Consider the following 19,971-nt stretch of genomic DNA (forward strand, 5'->3'; position numbering starts at 1 on the left):
GGCCGCGGCTCCGTCACCTGGACCTAGTCGCGGATGTCGGCGCGGAACACCTTGCTGACGATCTTCCAGCCCTCACCGGTCTTGAGGAACACCAGGTAGTCGGTGAAGTACCGCGGCGGAATCTGGCAGGCGACCTTGGCGACGGCGCATTCCGGGCCGGACTGGTCGATCATCAGGATGCGATCCTCGCGCGCCAGGCCCTTGGCCTTGGGGTTGTCGCGGGACTTCACCCAGGCGAACCAGTCTTCCCGCGGCAGGTCCGCCACCGTGCCGTCCTTCTCGGAATAGAGATGCGCGCAGGGGTGGAAGGCGGCGCCGAGCTTCGCCGTGTCGCCTTCGTAGAGGCCGTCGAGATAGGTGTGCAGGACAGCCTCGATCGCGGCGATGTCGCTGGCGGGCATGGCGTTGCTTCCTCAATGTCGTGGGGTGGCGTGATGCTGGCGCGGATCGGTCCGGGCCGCCAGGGGCGTTTGCGTGTCAGCGCCGCGGTTTACACGGCCTGCGGGCCGGTTGAATGTCCACGGACGGGAGAGAAAAACGCCATGACGATCCGTCGCCGTCCCTTGCTGGCCCTGCCCGCCGCGCTGGCGTTTCCGGCGCCGCTGCTGGCGCAGACCGCGTCCTGGCCGTCACGGCCGGTCCGCATCATCGTCCCCTACGCCGCCGCGGGCGGGACGGACCTGCTGGCCCGCGCGATCGGGGAGGCGCTGCGGCCGGTTTTCCCGCAGCCCTTCGTGGTCGAGAACCGCGCCGGCGCGGCGGGCGTCGTGGGGTCGGAGGTCGTCGCCCGGACCGAGCCGGACGGGTACTCGCTGCTGGTGGTGGTCTCCACGCATGTCATGAACCGCTACTACCTGCCCTCCATGCCCTTCGACCCGATCCGCGATTTCACGCCGATCGCCATGCTGTCGCGGAACACCATGGTACTGGCCGCCGGGGCCAACCAGCCCTTCGACAGCCTGCGCAGCATGCTGAACCACGCCAAGGCCAATCCCGGCCGCGTCGGTACCGGCAGCACGGAGGCACTGTCCTCCTTCGTCGGCCAGGAACTCGCCCGCCGTGCGGGGGTGGAGATGCCGGATGTCGCCTATCGCTCCGGCGGGCAGCTGATGAACGACATCGTCGCGGGGCACCTGCCGACCGGGTGGACCAGCACGGTCAGCGCGGCGCCGCACATGCAGACGGGCAAGGTGCGCATCCTGGCCGTCTCCACCGCCGAGCGCTGCGCCGCCTTCCCCGATGCGCCGACGGTGCAGGAGCAGGGCATCTCGAATTTCGACCTGTCGGGCTGGGTCGCGATGTTCGCGCCGCCGCGCATGGACCCGGCGCTGGCGCAGCGCATCACCGGCGCCATGCAGCAGGTCTTCGACGATGCGGCCTTCAAGCAGCGCCTGCTCGGCATGGGTGTCGAACGCGATTTCCGCCCTGCCCCCGCGCTGGTCGAGGTGATGCAGCGCGACGATCGCACCTGGTCCGCGGCCGCCGCCGCCGGCCATATCCGTGTCCAGCAATAGGATCATCGCCATGGCCAACCCCGCCCTTCGCCGGGCCTTCCAGGACAAGAAGTTCATCGTCGCGCCCGGCATCTTCGACATGATCTCGGCCAAGGTCGCCGATGGCATGGGGTTCGACTGTCTCTACGGCACGGGCTTCGGCACCGTGGCCTCGCATCTCGGCGTCCCCGATGCGGGCATCGCGACCTATGCAGACATGGTCGCGCGGATGGGGCAGATGGCGCGCGGCGTGAAGACGCCGATCATCGCCGATGCCGATACCGGCTATGGTGGGTTGCTCAACGTCCGCCATACGGTGATGGGGTATGAGCAGGCTGGCATCTCGGGCATCCAGCTCGAGGACCAGGAGATGCCGAAGAAATGCGGCCACACGCCGGGCCGTCGCGTTATCCCGGCCGAGGAGATGGTGCTGAAGGTGAAGGTCGCCGTCGAGGCACGCACCAGCCCGGACTTCCTGATCGTGGCGCGGACGGATGCGCGCACGACGCTCGGCCTCGATGAGGCGATCCGCCGCGGCCGCATGTTCGCCGATGCCGGCGCCGACATCGTCTTCATCGAAAGCCCCGAGAGCGAGGAGGAGATGCGCGCGATCGGCCGCGCGATCGACAAGCCGCTGCTCGCCAACATGGTGGAAGGCGGGCGCACGCCGATCCTGCCGGCGAAGACGTTGCAGGAGATCGGCTACGCCATCGCGATCTATCCGGCGCTCGGCTTCCTCGCCATGGCAGCGGCGATGGAGCGGGTCTTCGGGCATCTGAAGAAGGAAGGAGACAGCTTGGCCATCGGTGAATCATACGGCTTCAAGCGCATGACGGAGCTGATGGGCTTTCCGGAAGTCTGGGAGTTCGAGAAGCGCTGGGCCCAGCCCGAGCCCGCGAAGGCCGCGGAATGAGCGCGCTTCCTGGCGTCAAGGCGCTCGTCTTCGACACCTTCGGGACGGTGGTGGATTGGCGGAGCGGCATCGCGCGCGATGCGCGGACGTTTCTCGCGAAGCACAAGCGCGACGACATCGACCCCCTCGGCTTCGCCGATGCCTGGCGGAAGAAGTACCAGCCGGCGATGGAGGCGGTGCGGTCCGGCAAGCGCCCCTTCACGCGGCTGGATGTGCTGCACCGGGAGAATCTCGATGCGCTGCTGGCCGACCACGGCATCAGCGCCGGGAAAGCCGAGCTCGACTGGCTGAACCGCGCCTGGCACCGGCTCGACCCCTGGCCGGATGCGATCCCGGGGCTGCTGCGGCTGCGCGCGAAGCATTTCCTCGCGCCGCTGTCGAACGGGAACATCCTGCTGCTCGCGAACATGGCGAAGCGCGCGGGCATTCCGTGGGATGCGGTGCTCGGCGCCGAGGCAGCCCAGGCCTACAAGCCGCAGCGCGAGGCCTATACCCGCACCGCGGAGATCCTGGGCCTGGAGCCGGGTGAGGTCGCGCTCGTTGCCGCGCACAACGGGGATCTCGCCGCGGCGCGCAAGGCGGGGCTCAAGACCGCCTTCGTGCTGCGGTCGCATGAGCACGGGCCGGACCAGGCGACCGACCTGCGCGCGGATTCCGACTGGGAGGCCATCGTGGGCTCCTTCGAGGAACTCGCGGACAGGCTGGGCTGCTGAGGCAAGCGCCGCACCGGCCTCACTGCCGGTGCGGCGTTCCGTGTTATTCCGCGCGGATGTTGCCCTCGCGGATCACCGGTTCCCATTTCGCGGCGTCGGTGCGGATGAAGCTCGCGAATTCCTCCGGCGTGCCGGCGACGACCTGCGCTGCCTGCACGCGCTCGGCTGCTTCCTTCACTGCCGGCGTCAGCATGATGGTGCGCAGGATGCGGTTGGCGGCCAGCGTCACGTCCGCCGGCATCCCCGCCGGGGCCACCACGCCGTGCCAGGTGGCGGAGGAGAAGCCGGCGTAGGTCGCGCCGACCGGCGGCACGCCCGGCAGCGCCGGCACCGCTGCCGCGGTGCTGACGGCGATGGCGCGAACCGCATTTTCCCGGATGAAGGGCAGCGAGGTGGACACGGAGGGGAAGGTCCAGTCCGTCTCCCCCGCGATCGTGCTGCGCATGACATCGGCGCCCGAGCGATAATGCACCGCCTGCCAGCGGATGCCGGCCAGCCGGGCGAGCAGTTCGGCGCTCAGGTGGCTGGCATGGCCGACGCCCGGCGAGGCGTAGGTCATCTCCCCGTTGCGGCGCTTCGCCAGCTCGATGAGCTCGGGCAGCGTCGTTGCCTGCAGCCCCGGCCGCGTCACGATGACGAGCGGCAGGTTCACCAGGTGGATGATGGGGGTGAACGCGGTCAGCGGATCGTAGGACAGCGATGGCTGCAGCATCTTGCCGATCGCGTTCGCGCCGAGGTCGGCCATCATCAGGGTGTAGCCATCCGGCCGGCTGGTGGCGACGACGCCGCCCGCGATGGTGCCGCCGGCACCCGAGCGGTTCTCGACCACCATCGGCTGGCCGTTGGCGTGCTGCGGGAAGGCATTGGCGACGGAACGCGACAGCGTGTCCACCGCGCCCCCGGCGCCGAAGGGCACGATCAGCCGCACCGGGCGGTCCGGCCAGGCGCCCTGGGCGCGCGCGGCCACCGGCAGGCCGGCGGCAGCCGCCAGCGCACCGAGGGAACGACGGTGAATAGCGAATGTCATGGCGCGGTCGCCCTCCCAGAATATTGTTGCCGCCACATCGGCAGCACGGCCGCGGGCTGTCAACAGCGGCGCGACTTGGCATGCTTGCGCCACAGCTGAGGAAGCCCCCATGACCTGGTCCATCGTCGCCCATGATGTCGCGAGCGGCGCCTTCGCCGTCGCGGTCACCACCTGCAACCTGGCGGTGGGTGCGTCCTGCCCCTTCCTGCGGAGCGGCGTGGGGGCAGTTTCGACCCAGTCGCTGAGCAACCGCTATCTGGGTCCGGCGGTGCTGGACGGGCTGGCGCGGGGGCTGTCGCCGCAGCTCGCGCTCGATACCGCGCTGGCGGGCGACGAGGGGCGCGGGCTGCGGCAGATCCATGTGGTGGACCGGCACGGCCGCACCGCCTCGCATACCGGTGCGAACTGCGTGGAATGGTGCGGCGGCGTGGCGGGCGATGGCTTTTCCGTCGCCGGTAACATGCTGGCGAACGGAAGCGTCGTCGACGATACGGCGGAAGCCTTCGTGCGGCTGTGGGACGAGCCCCTGCCCGAGCGGCTGGTCGAGGCCCTGCAGGTCGGACAGGCGACGGGCGGCGACCGGCGTGGGCGGCAATCGGCCGCGCTGATGGTCATCGGCGCCGAGGACTTCCCCGACATCAACCTGCGCGTCGACGACCATGCGGAGCCGCTGGTGGAGCTGTCTCGGCTGTTGGGGCTTTGGCGGTCGCAGGCGGAGCCGGGCCTCGCCGGCCGCCCCTGTCGCGCCAACCCGGCCGGCCAGACGGATCTGGATGCCATCGAGGCCGGCTGGCGTTCCCGCTGGCCCGACCTGCGCCTGCGCCGCTGAAGGACTTGCGCGCCGGCCGCGGCGGCGGCAGGGAAGCGCAACACAGGAGGAACGCCCAGCATGCGCACGCACAGGATCGCCGCCATCGGGGGCGACGGCATCGGACCGGAAGTGATCGCCGCGGGCTGCCGCGTGCTGGATGCGGTCGCCCAGGCCCAGGGCGGCTTCGCCTTCGCGTTCGAGACCTTCGACTGGGGCAGCGAGATGTATCGCCGCACCGGGAAGATGATGCCGGATGACGGGCTGAAGGCGCTGGAAGGCTTCGACGCGATCTTCTTCGGCGCGGTCGGCGCGCCGGATATTCCCGACCACATCACGCTGTGGGAGTTGCGGCTCGCGATCTGCCAGGGCTTCGACCAGTACGCGAATGTCCGGCCGACCAAGCTGCTGCCGGGCGTGCGCGGGCCGCTGCGGGAGGATCTCGGCAAGCAGATCGACTGGGTGATCGTGCGCGAGAACTCGGAAGGCGAATATGCGGGCGTCGGCGGCCGTGCACATCGCGGCCTGCCGATCGAGGTCGCGATGGATGTCGCCGTCTTCACCCGCGACGGCGTGGCGCGCATCTGCCGCCATGCCTGCGAGGTGGCGATGGCCCGCCCGCGCAGGCACCTGACGGTCGTGACGAAGTCCAACGCGCAGCGCCACGGCATGGTGATGTGGGACGAGGTCTGCGCCGAGATTACCGCGCAGTACCCGGCGCTGACGGTCGAGAAGATGCTGGTCGATGCGATGACCGCGCGCATGGTGATGAAGCCCGGCAGCGTGGATACCGTCGTCGCGACCAACCTGCATGCGGATATCCTGTCCGACCTGGCCTCGGCGCTGGCGGGGTCGCTCGGCATCGGCGCGACCGGCAATATCGACCCGCAGCGGCGCCGGCCCTCGATGTTCGAGCCGATCCATGGCTCAGCCTTCGACATCACGGGTAAAGGCATCGCGAACCCGCTCGGGTCGTTCTGGACGGCGTCGATGATGCTGGAACATCTGGGCGAACCCGCCGCCGCGCAGCGGCTGATGCGGGCGGTGGAAGCGGTGACGGCGCGCGGTACGGTGCTGACGCCGGATCTCGGCGGCACGGCGACGACCGTCGAGGTGACGAATGCGGTGATCGCGGCGCTGGAGGGTGCCAACATCTGAGGGGACGCCGATGGCGGAGATCGAACCGGGCTTCACCATTATCCGCGGCGGACGCCTCGCCGACCCGGCGAAGCGCCGCGCGGAGCCTGCCGACATCCTGATCCAGGATGGCGTGATCCGTGAGGTCGGCGTCGACCTCACGGCGCCGGACGATGCGACCGTCGTCGATGCCGACGGCTTCCTGCTGCATCCCGGGCTCATCAACGCGCATACGCATGGCCATGGCGCGCTGGCGCGGGGCACGGGGGATCGCTGGACGCTGGAGCTGCTGCTGGCCGCGTCGCCCTGGATCGGCGGCGGCCGGGCGCTGGCCGACAAGAAGCTGTCGGCGCAGATCAACGCCGCGGAGATGGTGCTGAAGGGCTGCACGGCGGCGTATGACCTCTACGCGGAGGCGCCGCTGCCCACCGCCGAGGGCATGGACGCGGTTGCCGAAGCCTATGCCGGCGTCGGCATGCGCGCCGTCGTCGCGCCGATGGTGGCGGACACCACGGTCTATGATGCCATTCCGGGGCTGCGCGACGCTCTGCCGGAGGCGTTGCGCGCGCAGGTGGACGGCCTGCGCCTGCCGCCGCATGAGGCGACGCTCACCGCCATGCGCGGCATCGTTGCGAACTGGCACTGGGCGTCGAAGGACATCCGCGTCGCCGTCGCGCCCACCATCCCGCATCACTGCACGGATGCCTTCCTGTGCGGTTGCCGGGACCTCGCGCGCGACTTCGGCGTCGGGCTGCACTCGCATGTCGGCGAGAGCAAGGTGCAGGCCATCGCCGGCATCAGGCGGTATGGCAGGACGCTGCTTGGGCACATGGATGCGCTCGGGCTTGTCGGGCCGGGCTTCACCGTCGCGCATGGCGTGTGGCTGGACGACGACGACATGAAGCGGCTGAGGGACGCGGGCGGGGCGCTCGCCCACAATCCGGGCAGCAACATGAAGCTGGGCAACGGGATGTTCCCGCTTCGGCGCGCGCTCGACCTCGGTCTGACGGTCGGCATCGGCACGGACGGCTCGTCTTCCTCCGACCACCAGAACATGTATGAGGCAATGCGCGCGGCCTCGGTCATGTCGAAGGTGCGCACGCCCGATCCGCATCAATGGGCGTCGGTCGAGGAAGTCTACGCCGCCGCCACGCGGCATTCAGCCAAGGCGCTCGGCTTCGACGACATCGGCGCGATCGCGCCGGGGATGAAGGCGGATATCGTCTTTCTCGACCTGACCGCCATCAACTGGATCCCGCATCATTGGTCGGTGAACCAGATCGTGCATGTCGAGGACGGGTCCAGCCTCCACCACGTCATGATCGGCGGGCGGTTCGTCGTGCGCGATCGCAAGCTGCTATCCATCGATCTCGCACGGCTGGCGACGGAGGCTGAAGCGGCACGGGAGAGGCTCGATGCGCTGAACGCGCAATGGAAAGGGCTGTTCGACCTGCTGGAGCCGGTCGTCGCCTCCTTCTGTCCTGCGCTCGCCGCGCAGCCTTATCGCGTGCGGCGATACCTGTGCGATGCGCCGGCCTAGGCTGGACCACCGGCCCCAGGCAGCGCAGCATCCCGCCGCATCGAACAGCAGGAGCCACCATGGAGATCGTCGATCTCAGCCGCGAGATCTTCCACCGCACCCAGGTGCACCCCAGCCACCCGCCGGTGGTCATGACGGTGTGGAACGACCATTCCGAGAAGAAGCACGCGGGCGACACGGTGTTCAGCAGCAAGGCGATGTCGATCGCCTTCTCCGACCACGCCGGTACGCATGTCGATGCGCCGGTGCATTTCGACCCGCGGCCGGAGGCGCTGTCGATCGACCAGGTGCCGCTCGAGAAGTTCTACACCAGCGGCTTCTGCATCGACCTGTCGCATATCGCGCTGAAGACCTCCGCCACGCTGGAGGAGGTGCAGGAGGCGGTCGCCAAATCCGGTGAGACGATCCGGCCCGGCGATACGGTGCTGATCTGGTTCGCGACGAATGAAAGGCTGCTGGGCAAGCCGGGCTACCAGCATGACTTCCCCGGGCTTTCGTTGCCCGCCATCCACTGGCTCGCCGACCAGGGCATCGGCATGTTCGGCGTGGAGGCGATCAGCCCCGCCCCCGAGGGCGAGCCGAACTTCCAGGCGCACATGGCCTGCGCGGAACGCGGCATCACGCACATGGAATGCCTCGCGAACCTCGACAAGCTGATCGGCCGCGGGCGCTTCCGCTTCATCGGCTTCCCGCTGAAGATCCGCGGCGGAACGGCAAGCCCGATCAGGGCGGTGGCAGTCTTCGAGTAGCACCCAGGCGCACCTGCCGGTGCTAGTCGGCACCAAGCTGGCAGGTGGCATCCGGGCGCCATGCCGGGCACAGGCGTCGCCACTCGGTGACCATCGCGTCGACCTGATGCAGCGTCGCGTTGCCGGCCGATGGCGTACAGACCTGCGCGCCATGCGTGCCGACGAACAGGTTGGCCATGACGCGCGCAGTGCCGACGATGTTGCGCGACACGATCCGGCGGGATTCCGGGTCCTCGGCGAGGCCCGTATGCATCGCGATGGCGCGCCGCACGGCCGACTGCGCCGCGGCTCCCCATCGGCGGTCCCTGCGGTCGCAGCGCACCGCGAGCTGCGCAGCGAAGGATTGCCAGCCGAGCAGGATCACCGCCGGCGGCAGCGTCGGAAGGGGTGGCTCGCCTTCCGCGCCGATCCGCACGAGATCGTCGGCATCGCGCCAGGGCATCGTGATGTCATCGGCCTCGTTGCAGATCTCGCGGCCATAGGTCTCGTACAGACGCGTTCCGACGGTGACGCTGAACGCGGCCGTGGCCATGAGTCGCCACTGTGCTTCAGGCGGAAACGGACGCACGATTGCGGCAAGGCCCTGCTCCAACTGACGCGCCCAGGCCTCGTCGCGCGCGCCGCAAAGCGGCGCGAGGGTCACGAGCCGGGCGGCGCGAATGTAGACCGCGTCAAACCGGGGCAGGTCGTCGCGATCCTGAGCGGATGCCGGGAGTGCGAGAAAGAAGGCGAGGAGCATGATGGCACGCATGCGGATCGACTATCCGCACGATCCGGCGGCAGCAAGGCAGCGAAGCGCTTCACTGTGATATGGACAACGGCGGGAGATCGGAGAGGAGCACCGCTCCCCCCGTCCCGTCACTGCTGCTCCAGCCCCGCCTCCCGCGCCCGCGCCGTCAGCACCGTGATCTGGTTGCGCAGGAAGTCCTGGAATTCCGCCGGCGTCGAGCCGCGCGGCGCATAGCCCAGCCGGGCTAACCGATCCTTCAGCTCGGTATCGCCCAGCACCTTGTTCAGCGCGGCATTGGCGCGGGCGACGATCGGTGCCGGCGTCGCCGCCGGCACGGACATTCCGAACCACACATCGAACTCGAAGGCCGGCAGGACGGATTTCACCGTGGGAATGTCAGGCGCCAGCGAGAAAGGCTGCGGCGATGTCACGGCCAGCGCGCGCACCTTCCCTTCCCGCACCTGCGGCATCCCGGCGGCGAGGTCGGTGAAGGTGCTGTCGATGCGACCGGCGATGACGTCGGTCAGCGCCTCTGGCCCGCCACGATACGGTACGCCTGTCATCTCCACGCCCGCCAGGCGCGCGAGCGTCGCGGAGGCGATCAGCGCCGAGGAATTGCCATGGCTGAAGGTCAGCGGCGTGCGCGATGCCTTGGCGTGCTCGATGAAGCCGCGCAGGTCCTGCGCTGGGGAGGATGCCGGCACGACCAGCATGTAGACCGTCTCGGCCACGAAGCCGATCGGCGTGAAGTCGCGCAGCGGATCATAGGCCAGCCGCCGCACCGTGTAAGTGTTCAGCGCGCCGTTGGTCACCGACAGCACGCACCAGGTCAGGCCATCGGGCGCCGAGCGCGCCGCGCTTTCCGTGCCGACCACGCCGTTGCCGCCGGGCCGGTTGTCGACGATCACAGGCTGGCCGAGTTCGCGCGTCAGCGGCTCCGCGAGGTGGCGCATCAGCGTGTCGGTCACGCTGCCGGCGGGGAAGGCGACGACGAGGCGGATCGGCCGGTCGGGCCAATTCCCCTGCGCGAAGGCGGGCGCGGCGAGCAGCCCCGCGCCCGCCCCCAGCAGCGCACGGCGGTTCACGGTGGTCATGGCGTTCATCCCTTGGACGTGTTGCTGCCGATGAAACGGTGGATCTCGGTGTTGTCCACCTTGGGGCCCAGGGCGGCGACCGCCTCGGCCCAGCGTTCGCAGCACAGCGCGAGCATGGCGGCGGGGAAGCCCGTCTCCGCGGCGATACTGCCGGCGGTGTCGAGGTCCTTGCGCATCAGCCCGAGCTGGAAGCCACCGGCATAGCGTCCGGAGATGATCTCCTGCCGCGACTTCGTCTCCGTCGCGATGTTGCGGCCGGAGGACGCATTCATCACATCCGTCAGGATGCCGAGGTCGAGGCCGAGCGCTTCGCCCATCCGCAGCGCCTCGGCCGTCGCGAGCAGCCCGGCCGCGTAGACGTAGTTGTTGAGCGCCTTCATCGCATGCGCGCTGCCGACGGTGCCGGTGCGGATGATGGCCTCCCCCATGCCCTTCAGCACCGGTTCGGCCCGGGCGAAGGTAGCGTCGTCGCCGCCGACCATGATGGCGAGCGTGCCGGTCTTCGCCTTCGCGACCGAGCCCGACACGGGCGCATCGGCCATCATCGCGCCGCGCTCGGCCGCAAGTGCAGCGAGCCGCCGCGTCTCCCCGGGTTCCGAGGAGGACATGTCGATCACCAGCATGCCGGGCCGCAGCGCTGCCAGCAGGCCGCCCTCCCCCTCCATCACCGATGCGATGACGCGGCTGTTGGGCAGCATCAGCACGACGACCTCGGCGCCGGCGGCGACCGCGGCGGGCGTTGCGGCGAAGGTCGCGGCGCCTTCCGGGGCCCCTTCGGCCACGGCGGCGCGGGCCGCTTCCGACGTATCGCAGCCGAGCACGCGGAAGCTGCGCGCGATCAGGCTGCGCGCCATGGGCAGGCCCATCATGCCCAGGCCGATGAAACCGATGGGTCCGGCGGCTGCTGCCATGGTCGTTTCCTTCCTCGCTTCTGCGCGGATGGTCAGCCGCGGCGCGGGCGCTGGCAAGATGGCCGCGCGGCGCCGCCGCGCCGCGTATGCCCGGCGATGTTCAGCGCAGCGCGGCGTCGCGGATCAGGACGCCCAGTTCGGCGCGCGCTTCTCCTGGAAGGCGGCGATGCCTTCCTTCGCCTCCGGCCCGGCGGCGCATTTCGCGAAGGCCTCGGCGCCGGCCTCGGCGTAGCCCGCCGGCGAGAGCGGGCCGAGGGCGGCGATCAGCTTCTTGGTCTCCGCGAGCGCCTTCGGCGCGCCCTGGCGGAGATCGGCGACGATGGCCGCGACGGCCGCATCCAGCGCGCTGGCATCGGCCACCACCTGATGCACCAGGCCGAGCCGGCCGGCCTCCGCGGCATCGATGACATCACCGCGCAGCGTCATGCGCATCGCGGCCGACCGCCCCATGCGGCGGACCAGCCAGGGCAGGATCTGCGCCGGCACCAGGCCGCGCCGCACTTCCGGCGCGCAGAACCGCGCATCTTGCGTGGCGATGGCGAAATCCGCCGAACACACCCAGCCGAGCCCACCCGCATGCGCCGCCCCCTGCACCGCCGCGATCACCACCTGCGGCAGGGCGGACAGCCGGACGAAGCGCTGCCCGGTGCGATGGTTGCGCGCCTGCTGCGCAGCCGCGCGCTCCGCCTCGCTGGCGCCGCTGGCGCCAACCTCCGTCAGATCGAGCCCCGCGCAGAAATGCCCGCCGGCACCGGACAGGACGACGACGCGCACCTCGGTATCCGCCGCCAGCGCGTCGAGTGCCGCGTCCAGCGCATCCCCCATCGCGTTGTTCATGGCGTTGCGCCGCTGCGGCCGGTTCAGCGTCAGCCGCGCCACGGGGCCTTCCCGCGTCAGCAGCACCGGGGTTTCGGTCATGCGTTCCTCCGTCGTTCCTGGCGCGAAGGATAGACCCCGGCCGCCCGACCGGCGATATGGGCGCCCCAGCCCTGCAAGGACAGTTTCATGGCGGATCGCATCGGCCTCGGCATCGTTGGCTTCGGCATCATGGGGGAACGCCTGGCGCGCGCCGCGACGGGGCATGAGCAGGTGCGGCTGGCCGGCGTGTGGGACCCCTCGCCGGAGGCCGCGACCCGGTTGGCAACGGCCGCCCCCGGCGTACCGATGCTGGCCTCGCCCGAGGCGGTGATCGCGGCCTGCGACTGCCTCTACATCGCCGCGCCGCCGGCCTTCCACCTGGTCCATGCCAAGGCCGCCTTTGCCGCGGGCAAGGCGGTGTTCCTCGAGAAGCCGCTCGCCGTGAATGCCGAGGAAGCGCGCGCCTTCGTCGAGGCCGCGGAGGCCGCGGGCTCACGCGGGGCGGTGAACTTCCCGATGGCGTCCTCGCCGGCCGTCGCGCAGCTCGCAGCCTGGCGGGCGGAGGGCATGGTCGGCGCCCCGCGCGAGCTGTCCATCGCCGCAGCCTTCGCCAACTGGCCGCGGTCCTGGCAGCGCGACGCCGTCACCTGGCTGGACAAGCCGCAGCAGGGCGGCTTCACGCGGGAGGTCGTGTCGCACTTCCTGTTCCTGACACGCCGTCAGCTCGGCCCGCTGGCGCTGGAGGCGGCGCGCGCGACCTTCGCCGCATCCGGCCGGTCGGAGACGGCGATCGCGGCACGGCTGACCGCGGGCGGGGTACCGGTCATTCTGTCGGGCGGCGTCGGCATCACCCTCGCGGATGATCACAACGCCTGGGTGCTGGAAGGATCGGCCGGTGCGATCCGCCTGCGCGACTGGTCCTTCGCGGAGCGCCGCGGGACCGATGGCGTCTGGTCGGCAGCGCCGGACGCGATGCCCAACCCCGAGATGCGGCCCCTCGTGCTGAAGCGCCAGCTCGACGGCGTCGCGGCGATGACGCGCGGCGAAGCGCATCACCTCGCCACGCTGCGGGAAGCGCTCGAGGTGCAGCAGATCGTGGAGGGCGTGCTCGCTCAGTCGGCATAGGGCAGGCCGACATAGTTCTCGGCGAGCGTCGTCTGCGCCGCCGTGGAACCCGCGAGGTAGTCAAGCTCGGCGCGGCGAATGCGTTCCTCGAAGGCGTCGTGGTCGTCGTAGCGATGAAGGAGCTGCGTCATCCACCAGGAAAAGCGCTGCACCTTCCAGACCCGGTCGAGGCAGGTGGCGGAATAGCTGTCCATCAGCGCCTCTCCCCGCCCGGCGAAGAAGGCTTCCAGCGCGCGCACCAGCACGCGTACATCGGCGATGGCGAGGTTCATGCCCTTCGCCCCGGTTGGTGGGACGATGTGCGCGGCATCCCCGGCGAGGAACAGCCGCCCATGGCGCATCGGCTCCGCGACGAAGGACCGCATGGCGGTGACGCCCTTCTGCAGGATCGGGCCATCCTTCAGCCCATCGCCCAGCCGCGTGCGCAGCGCGGCCCAGATGCGGTCGTCCGACCATCGGGCAAGGTCCTCGTCCGGGGCGCATTGCAGGTACAGCCGGCTGATCGCCGTGCTGCGCATCGTCGCCAGCGCGAAGCCTTCGGGGTGGCGGGCGTAGATCAGTTCCTCCGACATCGGTGGCGAGCGGGAGAGGATGCCGAGCCAGGCGAAGGGATAGATGCGGTCGAAGATGGTGAGGTCCGCCGCCGGGATCGACGGCCGGCAGATGCCGTGGAAGCCGTCGCAGCCGGCGATCACGTCGCAGTCCAGTTCCCGCGCGACGCCGTCCTCCCGCCAGGTGATGCGCGGCCGCGCCGTCGCTATGTCGTGGATCGCGACCTCCTCCGCCCCGAAGTGCAGCGGCAGGCCCGCGTCGAGGCGGATCGCGATCATGTCCTTCACCGCTTCCTGCTGGCCGTAGATGGTCACCACCTTGCCGCCGGTCAGCGCGGAGAGGTCCAGCCGGTGATCCCGCCCGCCGAAGCGCAGCGCCAGGCCGTGATGCACCAGCGCCTCCCGATGCAGGCGCCCGGCGACGCCGGCGGCATGCAGCGTTTCGACCGAGCCCTGTTCGAGCAGCCCGGCCCGGATGCGGGCCTCGATATGGGCGCGGGATCGCGCCTCGAGCACCACGCTGTCGATGCCGCGCTGGTGCAGCATCTGCGCCAGCAACAATCCGGCGGGACCGGCACCGACAATGCCCACCTGTGTCCGCATCCGCCCCTGCCCTCCCCGGTGAGCGATTTGGCGATGCCGCGGGCGGCGCCGCAAGCGCCGCGTGGCCGCCGGGCTTGCCGCCCGGGGTCGGCATTCCCTAGGCTCCCTCTACAAGAAGGGAGACAGGGATCATGTCCATCGGACGACGCAGACTGGGGCAAGGCGTTGCGGCAGCGGCGGGCGGGCTCGCATTGCCCTGGATCGCGGCCAGGCCGGCCGAGGCGCAGCGCAGCGCCAACACGCTTCGCATCGCATTCCGCGACGCGGTGCCGAACATCGACCCCTTCTTCAACAGCCAGCGCACCGGGCTGATCATCGGCCACCAGGCGATGGACGGGCTCGTGCATCGCGAGCCAGCCACCTTCCGCATCGTGCCCGCCCTCGCCACGGAATGGCGCTGGGTGGACAGCAAGACGCTCGACTTCACGCTGCGCTCGGGCGTGAAGTTCCATGACGGGTCGGATTTCGGCGCCGACGACGTGGTCTACACGCTGAACACCGTCGCGAACCCCGCGACGCGCGTGGCGACGCCGTCCAACTACGCCTGGATCGACGGCTGCGAGAAGACCGGCGACAACACTGTCCGGCTGACCATGAAGCGCCCGACGCCGGCTGCGTTGGAATACCTCGCACTGGTCACGCCGATCTGGCCGAAGGCGACGCGCGAGCGGCTGGGGCCTGATGGTTTCTCCCGCCTGCCGATCGGCACGGGGCCCTATCGCTTCACGAAGAACGACGTCGCCGCCGGCGTCGAGTTCGAACGCTTCGATGGCTACTATGAGGGCGGACCCAAGGGCCGGCCGGCGATCCAGAAGCTCGTCGCGCGCTACATCGGCGATGCGGCGACCGAATTGACGGAGTTGCTCGGCCAGCGTGTCGACTGGATCTGGAACATGAATCCGGACCAAGTGAACAACGTGAACCGCATGCCCTACCTGCAGGCCACGCGGCAGGAATCGATGCGGGTCGGGTTCCTCAACCTCGATGCGGCGGGCCGCAGCGGGGCGGACAACCCGATGACGAAGCTGAAGGTGCGGCAGGCCGTGTGGCACGCCATCGATCGCACCGCGATCGCCGAGCGGCTGGTCGGCGGCGGGTCGCGCGTACCGCCGGCGCCCTGCTTCCCCTCCCAGTTCGGCTGCAACGGCGATGTCGCGGTGCGCTACGATTACGACCCCGCCAAGGCACGGGCGCTGCTGGCCGAGGCCGGTTACCCCAACGGCTTCGATGTCGAGCTGACCAGCTACGTCCAGCCGCGGCAGTGGTCGGAGGCGGTGCAGAACTACCTGCGTGCCGCCGGCATCCGCGCGAACCTGAACCTGATGCAGGTGGCGGCGCAGATCCAGCGGTCGCAGCGCGGTGAGCTGGCGATGCAGATGGCGTCGTGGGGTTCGTACTCGATCAACGACGTCTCCGCGATCCTGCCGGTATACTTCGCCAATGGCGCCGACGACTACGCCCGCGACCCGGAGATGATCCGGCTGGTCGAGGAAGGCGGCAACACCGCCGAGGAGGAAGTGCGCAAAACCGCCTACGACGCGGCGATCAGGCGCGCGACGGAGCAGGCGTACTGGTGCCCGCTGCACACCTATGTCAGCACCTTCGGGTTCCAGAAGCAGCTTGAGTTCCCGACGTTCGCGGATGAGCTGCCGCGGTTCTACATGGCGAAGTGGAAGTGAGGGGGGTTGGAGAGGGGCGTCGCCCCTCTCCAAACCTCTCCCCACCAGGATGCTGGGCATCCTGGACCGCAAGCTTTTGGCGCTGAGCACAACGGTCATGCCGGGACCCGCAGAGCACGACTCGTGCGCAACTGCGGGTCAGAGCACAGTGGGCCCGGCGTACAATTGAGGTTTGCAAAGGACCTTTCGGCCTTTGCTGGGGTGAGGTACGGAGAGGGGCAAAGCCCCTCTCCGTTAGGCGCTATGCCGCCTGGCCGACGAGGTGGCACTCCACGAGCCCGACACCATCCTGCGTCGTCCTCGGGACCTCCGATGAACATCGCGTCAGCGCCGCCGGGCACCGCGGATGAAACCGGCAGCCGGTAGGGATGTTCGCCGGGTCGGGCATGATGTCGCCCAGCCCCACATCCGGCACGCCGAGGCCCGGTTCCGGCGTCAGCACCGAGGCGAGCAGCGCGCGCGTATAGGGATGGCGCGGTGCCGCGAACAGCGCCTCGCTTTCCGTGCGTTCCACGATACGGCCGAGATACATCACCGCCACCTCGCTCGCGATGTGCTCGACGACCGCAAGGTTGTGGCTGATGAACAGGTAGGTCAGGCCGAGGTCGCGCCGCAGTTCCGCCAGCAGGTTCAGGATCTGCGCCTGCACGGAGACATCGAGCGCCGAGGTCGGTTCGTCGCACACCACGATGCGCGGCCGCAGCACCAGCGCGCGCGCGATCGCGACACGCTGCCGCTGCCCGCCCGAAAGCTGTGCGGGAAAGCGCAGCCCCTGGTCGCGCGAGAGTCCGACGCGGTCGAGGGCCTCCGCAACGCGGCGGCCGATCTCGGCGCGGCCGATGTTGCCCTGGGCGATCAGCGGCATGGCGACGATGTCGCCGATGCGCCGCTTCGGGTTCAGCGAGGCGAAGGGGTCCTGAAACACCGGCTGGATCAGACGCGCGCGCGCGCGTCGGTCCATGCCGCCGAGGCGCTGGCCATCGACCAGCACGTCGCCGGCGGTCGGTTCCAGCAGGCCGAGGATCAGCCGCGCGAGCGTGGATTTGCCGCAGCCGCTCTCCCCCACCACGCCCAGCACGCTGCCGGCCGGCACGGCGAAGGAGACGTCGTCGACCGCGATCACCTGCTTGGGCGGCGCAAACATGCCCTGCCGAACACGGAATTCGCGGCGAAGGCCGCGCACCTCGATGGCTGGCGCGCTCATGCCGCCGCCTTCCCGCCCCAGCCCGGCGCTAGCGTGCACAGCAATTCATGCCCATCCGACACCGTCTGGCGCGGGATCGTCCCGCTGCACGCCGCATGCGCCTCGCTGCACCTGTCGCGGAAGCCGCAGCCGGCGAAGCCGGGCGTGATGCGCGGAACGACACCGGGGATGGAGCCGAGGGGCTCGTCGCGCTTCACCTTGCCCGGCACCGGCACGCAGGTCAGCAGGCCGCGCGTATAGGGATGCTCAGGCGCGGCGAACAACGACGCGGTCGGCGCGCTCTCCACGACCTCGCCGGCATACATCACCGAGACGCGGTCGGCGATGCGTGCCACCACGCCGAGATCATGCGTGATCAGCAGGATGCCGAGCCCGAAATCCTTCTGCAGCCCGGCGAGCAGCCGCAGGATCTGCGCCTGCACGGTGACGTCGAGCGCCGTCGTCGGTTCGTCGGCGATCAGCAATTCCGGGTCGCACATCAGCGCCATCGCGATCATCACGCGCTGACGCAGCCCGCCGGAAAGCTGGTGCGGGAACTGCCCAAGCCGCAACCCCGGCGCGGTGATGCCGACACGCGCCAGCAGCTCCGCCGCACGATCCACCGCCTGCGCACGCGGCGTGCCGCGATGGCGGCGCAGCACCTCGGTCATCTGGGACCCGACCGTATAGGCCGGGTTCAGGCTGGTCATAGGTTCCTGGAAGATCATCGCCATGCGGTCGCCGCGCAGGCGTTCCATCTGGCGCTCACTGTACTTGCCGATCTCCTCGCCGGCGAAGCGAAGCATCGTCGTTTCGCGCTTCGACCCTCGCGGCAACAGACCCATCACCGACAGCGCGCTGATCGACTTGCCGCAGCCGGATTCACCGACCAGGCAATGCGTCTCGCCCTTATTCACGGTAATGGCAGTGCCGCGCACCGCCGCCGTGCTACCGATCGTCACGCGCAGGTCGCGCACTTCGAGCAGCGCCGTCATCGCGACAGATCCGTGCCCATCATGTCGCGCAGCGCGTCGCCCAGGAAGTTCACGCCGAGTACCAGCACGAACAGCGCGATGCCCGGGATCATGATCACCCAGGGGCTGAAGAACATGTATTCCTTCGCCTCGGAGATCATCAGCCCCCAGGAGGGCAGCGGCGGCGGGACGCCGAGGCCGAGGAAGGACAGCGCGGCTTCCAGCAGGATCGCCAGCGCCATTTCCAGCGTCGCGACCACGGCAAGGTGCGTCGCGATGTTCGGCAGCACCTCCCGCGTCAACACCCACCATTTCGACGCGCCGGCGCACCAGGCGGCCGAGACGTAGTCGAGGTTGCGGATCTGCATGGTGGTCGATCGCGCGACCACCGCGAAGCGGTCCCACAGCAGGAAACCGAGCACCAGCACCACCAGCAGGAAGGACGATCCGCGCAGCGCGGCGACGGCCAGCGCCACCAGCACCGCCGGGATCGACAGCCGCGTGGTGATGCAGAAGACGACGAAATCGTCGACCTTGCCGCCATAGAAGCCGCCCAGCACCCCCATGGTAATGCCGATCAGCCCCGATGTGATGACCGTCAGCACGCCGATCACCATCGAGATCCGCGTGCCGTAGATCAGCCGCGAGAAATAGTCCCGCCCGAGCTGGTCGGTGCCGAGGAAGTTCCGCGGATCGCCCCCTTCCATGAAGGAGGGGGGCACGAGGCGGCGGTCGAGGTCGATGACGAAGGGATCGTAGGGCACGATCCAGGGCGCGATGACCGCGATGATGGCGCAGGCGCCGACGATGAAGGCGCCGATCACGAAGGCCGGGTTGCGCAGCAGCTTCGCGCCGCGCGTGGTGGGCATGACCGTCGCGCTCATGCCGTGCGCAGCCGCGGGTCGAGCACGGCGTTCAGCAGATCGGCCAGCAGCGTCAGCCCGATATAGATGATGGCCAGCACCAGCACGACCGCCTGCACCACGGGGAAGTCGTTCTTGCTAATGCTTTCCCAGGCGAGGAAGCCGACGCCATGCAGTGCGAAGACGGTCTCGATGACGACCGAGCCGCCCAGCATGAAGCCGAGTTGCACCGCCGCGATCGACACCACCGGGATCGCCGCGTTGCGGAAGCCGTGCTTCACCAGGATGGACAGCCGCGTCAGCCCCTTTGCCCGCGCGGTGCGGATATAGTCCGACGCCAGCGCTTCGATCATGCCGGATCGCGTGAGCCGCGTCAGCGACGGGATCGCGGAGAAGGCCAGCACGATGCCGGGCAACACGAAACCTTCCCAACTGTCCGCCCCGGAAATCGGCAGCCAGGCGAGTTGCAGCCCGAACACGATCATCAGCACGAGGCCGAGCCAGAAGGATGGCATCGCCTGCCCGATCATCGCGATCAGCGCGACCACGCGGTCGATCCACGTTCCCTCGCGCACTGCGGCGATGATGCCGAGCGGGAGCGACACCACCAGCGCGATGGCGAGCCCGACCAGCCCAAGCGTGATCGTCACCGGCATGCGGCTGGCGATGAGGTTCGCGACGCGGTCGCGGAAGAAGTAGCTCTCGCCGAAATCGCCCTGCACGGCGCGGCCGAGCCAGTCGAAGTATTGCGTGCTGAGCGGGCGGTTCAGCCCGTAGGCCTCGCGGATCGCCTCGACATCCTGCTGGGTCGCGTTCGGCCCCGCGATCGAGATCGCGAGATCGCCCGAGACCCGCGTGAGCAGGAAGGCAAGCGTGAGCACCGTCAACGCGACGAGCACCGCAACCGCGAAGCGGCGGATAAAGAAGCGAAGCATCCCGGAAGCGAGCCTAAGCGGCCCGGTGCATCCGCCGCAAGATCATAGCATCGGTCAGGCGCGCAAAGCGCGGCTGCGCCGAGAG

General features: G+C 69.5%; 20 protein-coding genes. 9 read left to right on the forward strand and 11 right to left on the reverse strand.

Annotation, left to right across the window (positions count from 1 at the left end; all coding sequences use genetic code 11):
* Positions 1–23: 23 nt before the first annotated feature.
* A complete protein-coding gene (locus GXW78_RS08315; RefSeq protein ID WP_211867785.1) occupies positions 24–401 on the reverse strand; it encodes a nuclear transport factor 2 family protein in 378 nt (125 codons plus the stop codon).
* A gap of 141 nt (positions 402–542) precedes the next feature.
* On the opposite strand from GXW78_RS08315, the gene GXW78_RS08320 reads away from it, so the two are divergent.
* Genes GXW78_RS08320 through GXW78_RS08330 form a run of 3 tightly spaced genes read left to right on the forward strand, consistent with a single transcriptional unit; the run spans position 543 to position 3,119 of the window.
* Positions 543–1,514, forward strand: coding sequence for a Bug family tripartite tricarboxylate transporter substrate binding protein (locus GXW78_RS08320; protein ID WP_211867787.1), 972 nt, complete (start codon positions 543–545; stop codon positions 1,512–1,514).
* A gap of 10 nt (positions 1,515–1,524) precedes the next feature.
* Positions 1,525–2,406: an isocitrate lyase/PEP mutase family protein gene (locus tag GXW78_RS08325; protein WP_211867789.1), complete on the forward strand. Its 882-nt coding sequence runs from the start codon at positions 1,525–1,527 to the stop codon at positions 2,404–2,406.
* A complete protein-coding gene (locus GXW78_RS08330) occupies positions 2,403–3,119 on the forward strand; it encodes a haloacid dehalogenase type II (RefSeq protein ID WP_211867791.1) in 717 nt (238 codons plus the stop codon). Before GXW78_RS08325 ends, GXW78_RS08330 begins: the two co-directional genes overlap by 4 nt.
* Positions 3,120–3,162: 43 nt before the next feature.
* Here GXW78_RS08330 and GXW78_RS08335 read toward each other — a convergent pair whose 3' ends face one another.
* The gene (locus tag GXW78_RS08335) at positions 3,163–4,146 is read right to left on the reverse strand and encodes a Bug family tripartite tricarboxylate transporter substrate binding protein (RefSeq protein WP_211867793.1); all 984 of its coding nucleotides are present in this window, start codon (positions 4,144–4,146) and stop codon (positions 3,163–3,165) included.
* A gap of 109 nt (positions 4,147–4,255) precedes the next feature.
* Between GXW78_RS08335 and GXW78_RS08340 the strand changes: the two genes are divergently transcribed.
* From GXW78_RS08340 to GXW78_RS08355, 4 genes are read left to right on the forward strand one after another with little or no spacing between them, the layout of a single operon-like run.
* The gene (locus tag GXW78_RS08340; RefSeq protein ID WP_211867795.1) at positions 4,256–4,975 is read left to right on the forward strand and encodes a DUF1028 domain-containing protein; all 720 of its coding nucleotides are present in this window, start codon (positions 4,256–4,258) and stop codon (positions 4,973–4,975) included.
* A gap of 60 nt (positions 4,976–5,035) precedes the next feature.
* Positions 5,036–6,112 (forward strand): tartrate dehydrogenase, encoded by a 1,077-nt coding sequence (locus GXW78_RS08345; RefSeq protein WP_211867797.1) that lies wholly within the window; start codon positions 5,036–5,038, stop codon positions 6,110–6,112.
* A gap of 10 nt (positions 6,113–6,122) precedes the next feature.
* Complete coding sequence (locus tag GXW78_RS08350) at positions 6,123–7,631, forward strand: amidohydrolase family protein (RefSeq protein ID WP_211867799.1); 1,509 nt, start codon at positions 6,123–6,125, stop codon at positions 7,629–7,631.
* Between the two features lie 59 nt (positions 7,632–7,690).
* Complete coding sequence (locus GXW78_RS08355) at positions 7,691–8,380, forward strand: cyclase family protein (protein WP_211867801.1); 690 nt, start codon at positions 7,691–7,693, stop codon at positions 8,378–8,380.
* Positions 8,381–8,402: 22 nt separating this feature from the next.
* Here the strand turns inward: GXW78_RS08355 and GXW78_RS08360 are convergent, their stop codons facing one another.
* From GXW78_RS08360 to GXW78_RS08375, 4 genes are all read right to left on the reverse strand, one after another.
* Positions 8,403–9,119, reverse strand: a complete 717-nt coding sequence (locus GXW78_RS08360) for a hypothetical protein (protein WP_211867803.1) — start codon at positions 9,117–9,119, stop codon at positions 8,403–8,405.
* A gap of 119 nt (positions 9,120–9,238) precedes the next feature.
* Positions 9,239–10,204, reverse strand: a complete 966-nt coding sequence (locus tag GXW78_RS08365) for a Bug family tripartite tricarboxylate transporter substrate binding protein (protein ID WP_211867805.1) — start codon at positions 10,202–10,204, stop codon at positions 9,239–9,241.
* A 5-nt stretch (positions 10,205–10,209) separates the two neighbouring features.
* A complete protein-coding gene (locus GXW78_RS08370; protein ID WP_211867807.1) occupies positions 10,210–11,115 on the reverse strand; it encodes an NAD(P)-dependent oxidoreductase in 906 nt (301 codons plus the stop codon).
* A 123-nt stretch (positions 11,116–11,238) separates the two neighbouring features.
* Entirely contained in the window at positions 11,239–12,033 is a 795-nt protein-coding gene (locus tag GXW78_RS08375; protein WP_211867809.1) for an enoyl-CoA hydratase/isomerase family protein, read from the reverse strand.
* A gap of 87 nt (positions 12,034–12,120) precedes the next feature.
* Between GXW78_RS08375 and GXW78_RS08380 the strand changes: the two genes are divergently transcribed.
* A complete protein-coding gene (locus tag GXW78_RS08380; protein ID WP_211867811.1) occupies positions 12,121–13,098 on the forward strand; it encodes a Gfo/Idh/MocA family protein in 978 nt (325 codons plus the stop codon).
* On the opposite strand, the gene pobA is transcribed toward GXW78_RS08380, so the two are convergent.
* Positions 13,086–14,252: a 4-hydroxybenzoate 3-monooxygenase gene (gene pobA / locus GXW78_RS08385; protein ID WP_211867813.1), complete on the reverse strand. Its 1,167-nt coding sequence runs from the start codon at positions 14,250–14,252 to the stop codon at positions 13,086–13,088. The two genes, GXW78_RS08380 and pobA, sit on opposite strands and share 13 nt — an antisense overlap.
* 131 nt (positions 14,253–14,383) lie before the next feature.
* On the opposite strand from pobA, the gene GXW78_RS08390 reads away from it, so the two are divergent.
* On the forward strand, positions 14,384–15,931 hold the full coding sequence (locus tag GXW78_RS08390; protein WP_211867815.1) for an ABC transporter substrate-binding protein: 1,548 nt from the start codon (positions 14,384–14,386) through the stop codon (positions 15,929–15,931).
* Between the two features lie 241 nt (positions 15,932–16,172).
* Here the strand turns inward: GXW78_RS08390 and GXW78_RS08395 are convergent, their stop codons facing one another.
* From GXW78_RS08395 to GXW78_RS08410, 4 genes are read right to left on the reverse strand one after another with little or no spacing between them, the layout of a single operon-like run.
* The gene (locus tag GXW78_RS08395; RefSeq protein ID WP_211867817.1) at positions 16,173–17,135 is read right to left on the reverse strand and encodes an ABC transporter ATP-binding protein; all 963 of its coding nucleotides are present in this window, start codon (positions 17,133–17,135) and stop codon (positions 16,173–16,175) included.
* Positions 17,132–18,109, reverse strand: a complete 978-nt coding sequence (locus GXW78_RS08400; protein ID WP_211867819.1) for an ABC transporter ATP-binding protein — start codon at positions 18,107–18,109, stop codon at positions 17,132–17,134. The genes GXW78_RS08395 and GXW78_RS08400 overlap by 4 nt, the downstream gene beginning before the upstream one ends.
* Complete coding sequence (locus tag GXW78_RS08405) at positions 18,106–18,972, reverse strand: ABC transporter permease (RefSeq protein WP_246521969.1); 867 nt, start codon at positions 18,970–18,972, stop codon at positions 18,106–18,108. Before GXW78_RS08405 ends, GXW78_RS08400 begins: the two co-directional genes overlap by 4 nt.
* Positions 18,969–19,886 (reverse strand): ABC transporter permease, encoded by a 918-nt coding sequence (locus GXW78_RS08410; RefSeq protein WP_211867821.1) that lies wholly within the window; start codon positions 19,884–19,886, stop codon positions 18,969–18,971. Before GXW78_RS08410 ends, GXW78_RS08405 begins: the two co-directional genes overlap by 4 nt.
* Positions 19,887–19,971: the final 85 nt, after the last annotated feature.

Source organism: Neoroseomonas terrae, from assembly GCF_018129025.1.
Lineage (GTDB): Bacteria > Pseudomonadota > Alphaproteobacteria > Acetobacterales > Acetobacteraceae > Neoroseomonas > Neoroseomonas terrae.

Coding starts and splice junctions, on each gene's coding strand:
- GXW78_RS08315 (WP_211867785.1), bottom strand. CDS start 401: ATGCCCGCCAGCGACATCGCCGCGATCGAGGCTGTCCTGCACACCTAT.
- GXW78_RS08320 (WP_211867787.1), top strand. CDS start 543: ATGACGATCCGTCGCCGTCCCTTGCTGGCCCTGCCCGCCGCGCTGGCG.
- GXW78_RS08325 (WP_211867789.1), top strand. CDS start 1,525: ATGGCCAACCCCGCCCTTCGCCGGGCCTTCCAGGACAAGAAGTTCATC.
- GXW78_RS08330 (WP_211867791.1), top strand. CDS start 2,403: ATGAGCGCGCTTCCTGGCGTCAAGGCGCTCGTCTTCGACACCTTCGGG.
- GXW78_RS08335 (WP_211867793.1), bottom strand. CDS start 4,146: ATGACATTCGCTATTCACCGTCGTTCCCTCGGTGCGCTGGCGGCTGCC.
- GXW78_RS08340 (WP_211867795.1), top strand. CDS start 4,256: ATGACCTGGTCCATCGTCGCCCATGATGTCGCGAGCGGCGCCTTCGCC.
- GXW78_RS08345 (WP_211867797.1), top strand. CDS start 5,036: ATGCGCACGCACAGGATCGCCGCCATCGGGGGCGACGGCATCGGACCG.
- GXW78_RS08350 (WP_211867799.1), top strand. CDS start 6,123: ATGGCGGAGATCGAACCGGGCTTCACCATTATCCGCGGCGGACGCCTC.
- GXW78_RS08355 (WP_211867801.1), top strand. CDS start 7,691: ATGGAGATCGTCGATCTCAGCCGCGAGATCTTCCACCGCACCCAGGTG.
- GXW78_RS08360 (WP_211867803.1), bottom strand. CDS start 9,119: ATGCTCCTCGCCTTCTTTCTCGCACTCCCGGCATCCGCTCAGGATCGC.
- GXW78_RS08365 (WP_211867805.1), bottom strand. CDS start 10,204: ATGACCACCGTGAACCGCCGTGCGCTGCTGGGGGCGGGCGCGGGGCTG.
- GXW78_RS08370 (WP_211867807.1), bottom strand. CDS start 11,115: ATGGCAGCAGCCGCCGGACCCATCGGTTTCATCGGCCTGGGCATGATG.
- GXW78_RS08375 (WP_211867809.1), bottom strand. CDS start 12,033: ATGACCGAAACCCCGGTGCTGCTGACGCGGGAAGGCCCCGTGGCGCGG.
- GXW78_RS08380 (WP_211867811.1), top strand. CDS start 12,121: ATGGCGGATCGCATCGGCCTCGGCATCGTTGGCTTCGGCATCATGGGG.
- pobA (WP_211867813.1), bottom strand. CDS start 14,252: ATGCGGACACAGGTGGGCATTGTCGGTGCCGGTCCCGCCGGATTGTTG.
- GXW78_RS08390 (WP_211867815.1), top strand. CDS start 14,384: ATGTCCATCGGACGACGCAGACTGGGGCAAGGCGTTGCGGCAGCGGCG.
- GXW78_RS08395 (WP_211867817.1), bottom strand. CDS start 17,135: ATGAGCGCGCCAGCCATCGAGGTGCGCGGCCTTCGCCGCGAATTCCGT.
- GXW78_RS08400 (WP_211867819.1), bottom strand. CDS start 18,109: ATGACGGCGCTGCTCGAAGTGCGCGACCTGCGCGTGACGATCGGTAGC.
- GXW78_RS08405 (WP_246521969.1), bottom strand. CDS start 18,972: ATGAGCGCGACGGTCATGCCCACCACGCGCGGCGCGAAGCTGCTGCGC.
- GXW78_RS08410 (WP_211867821.1), bottom strand. CDS start 19,886: ATGCTTCGCTTCTTTATCCGCCGCTTCGCGGTTGCGGTGCTCGTCGCG.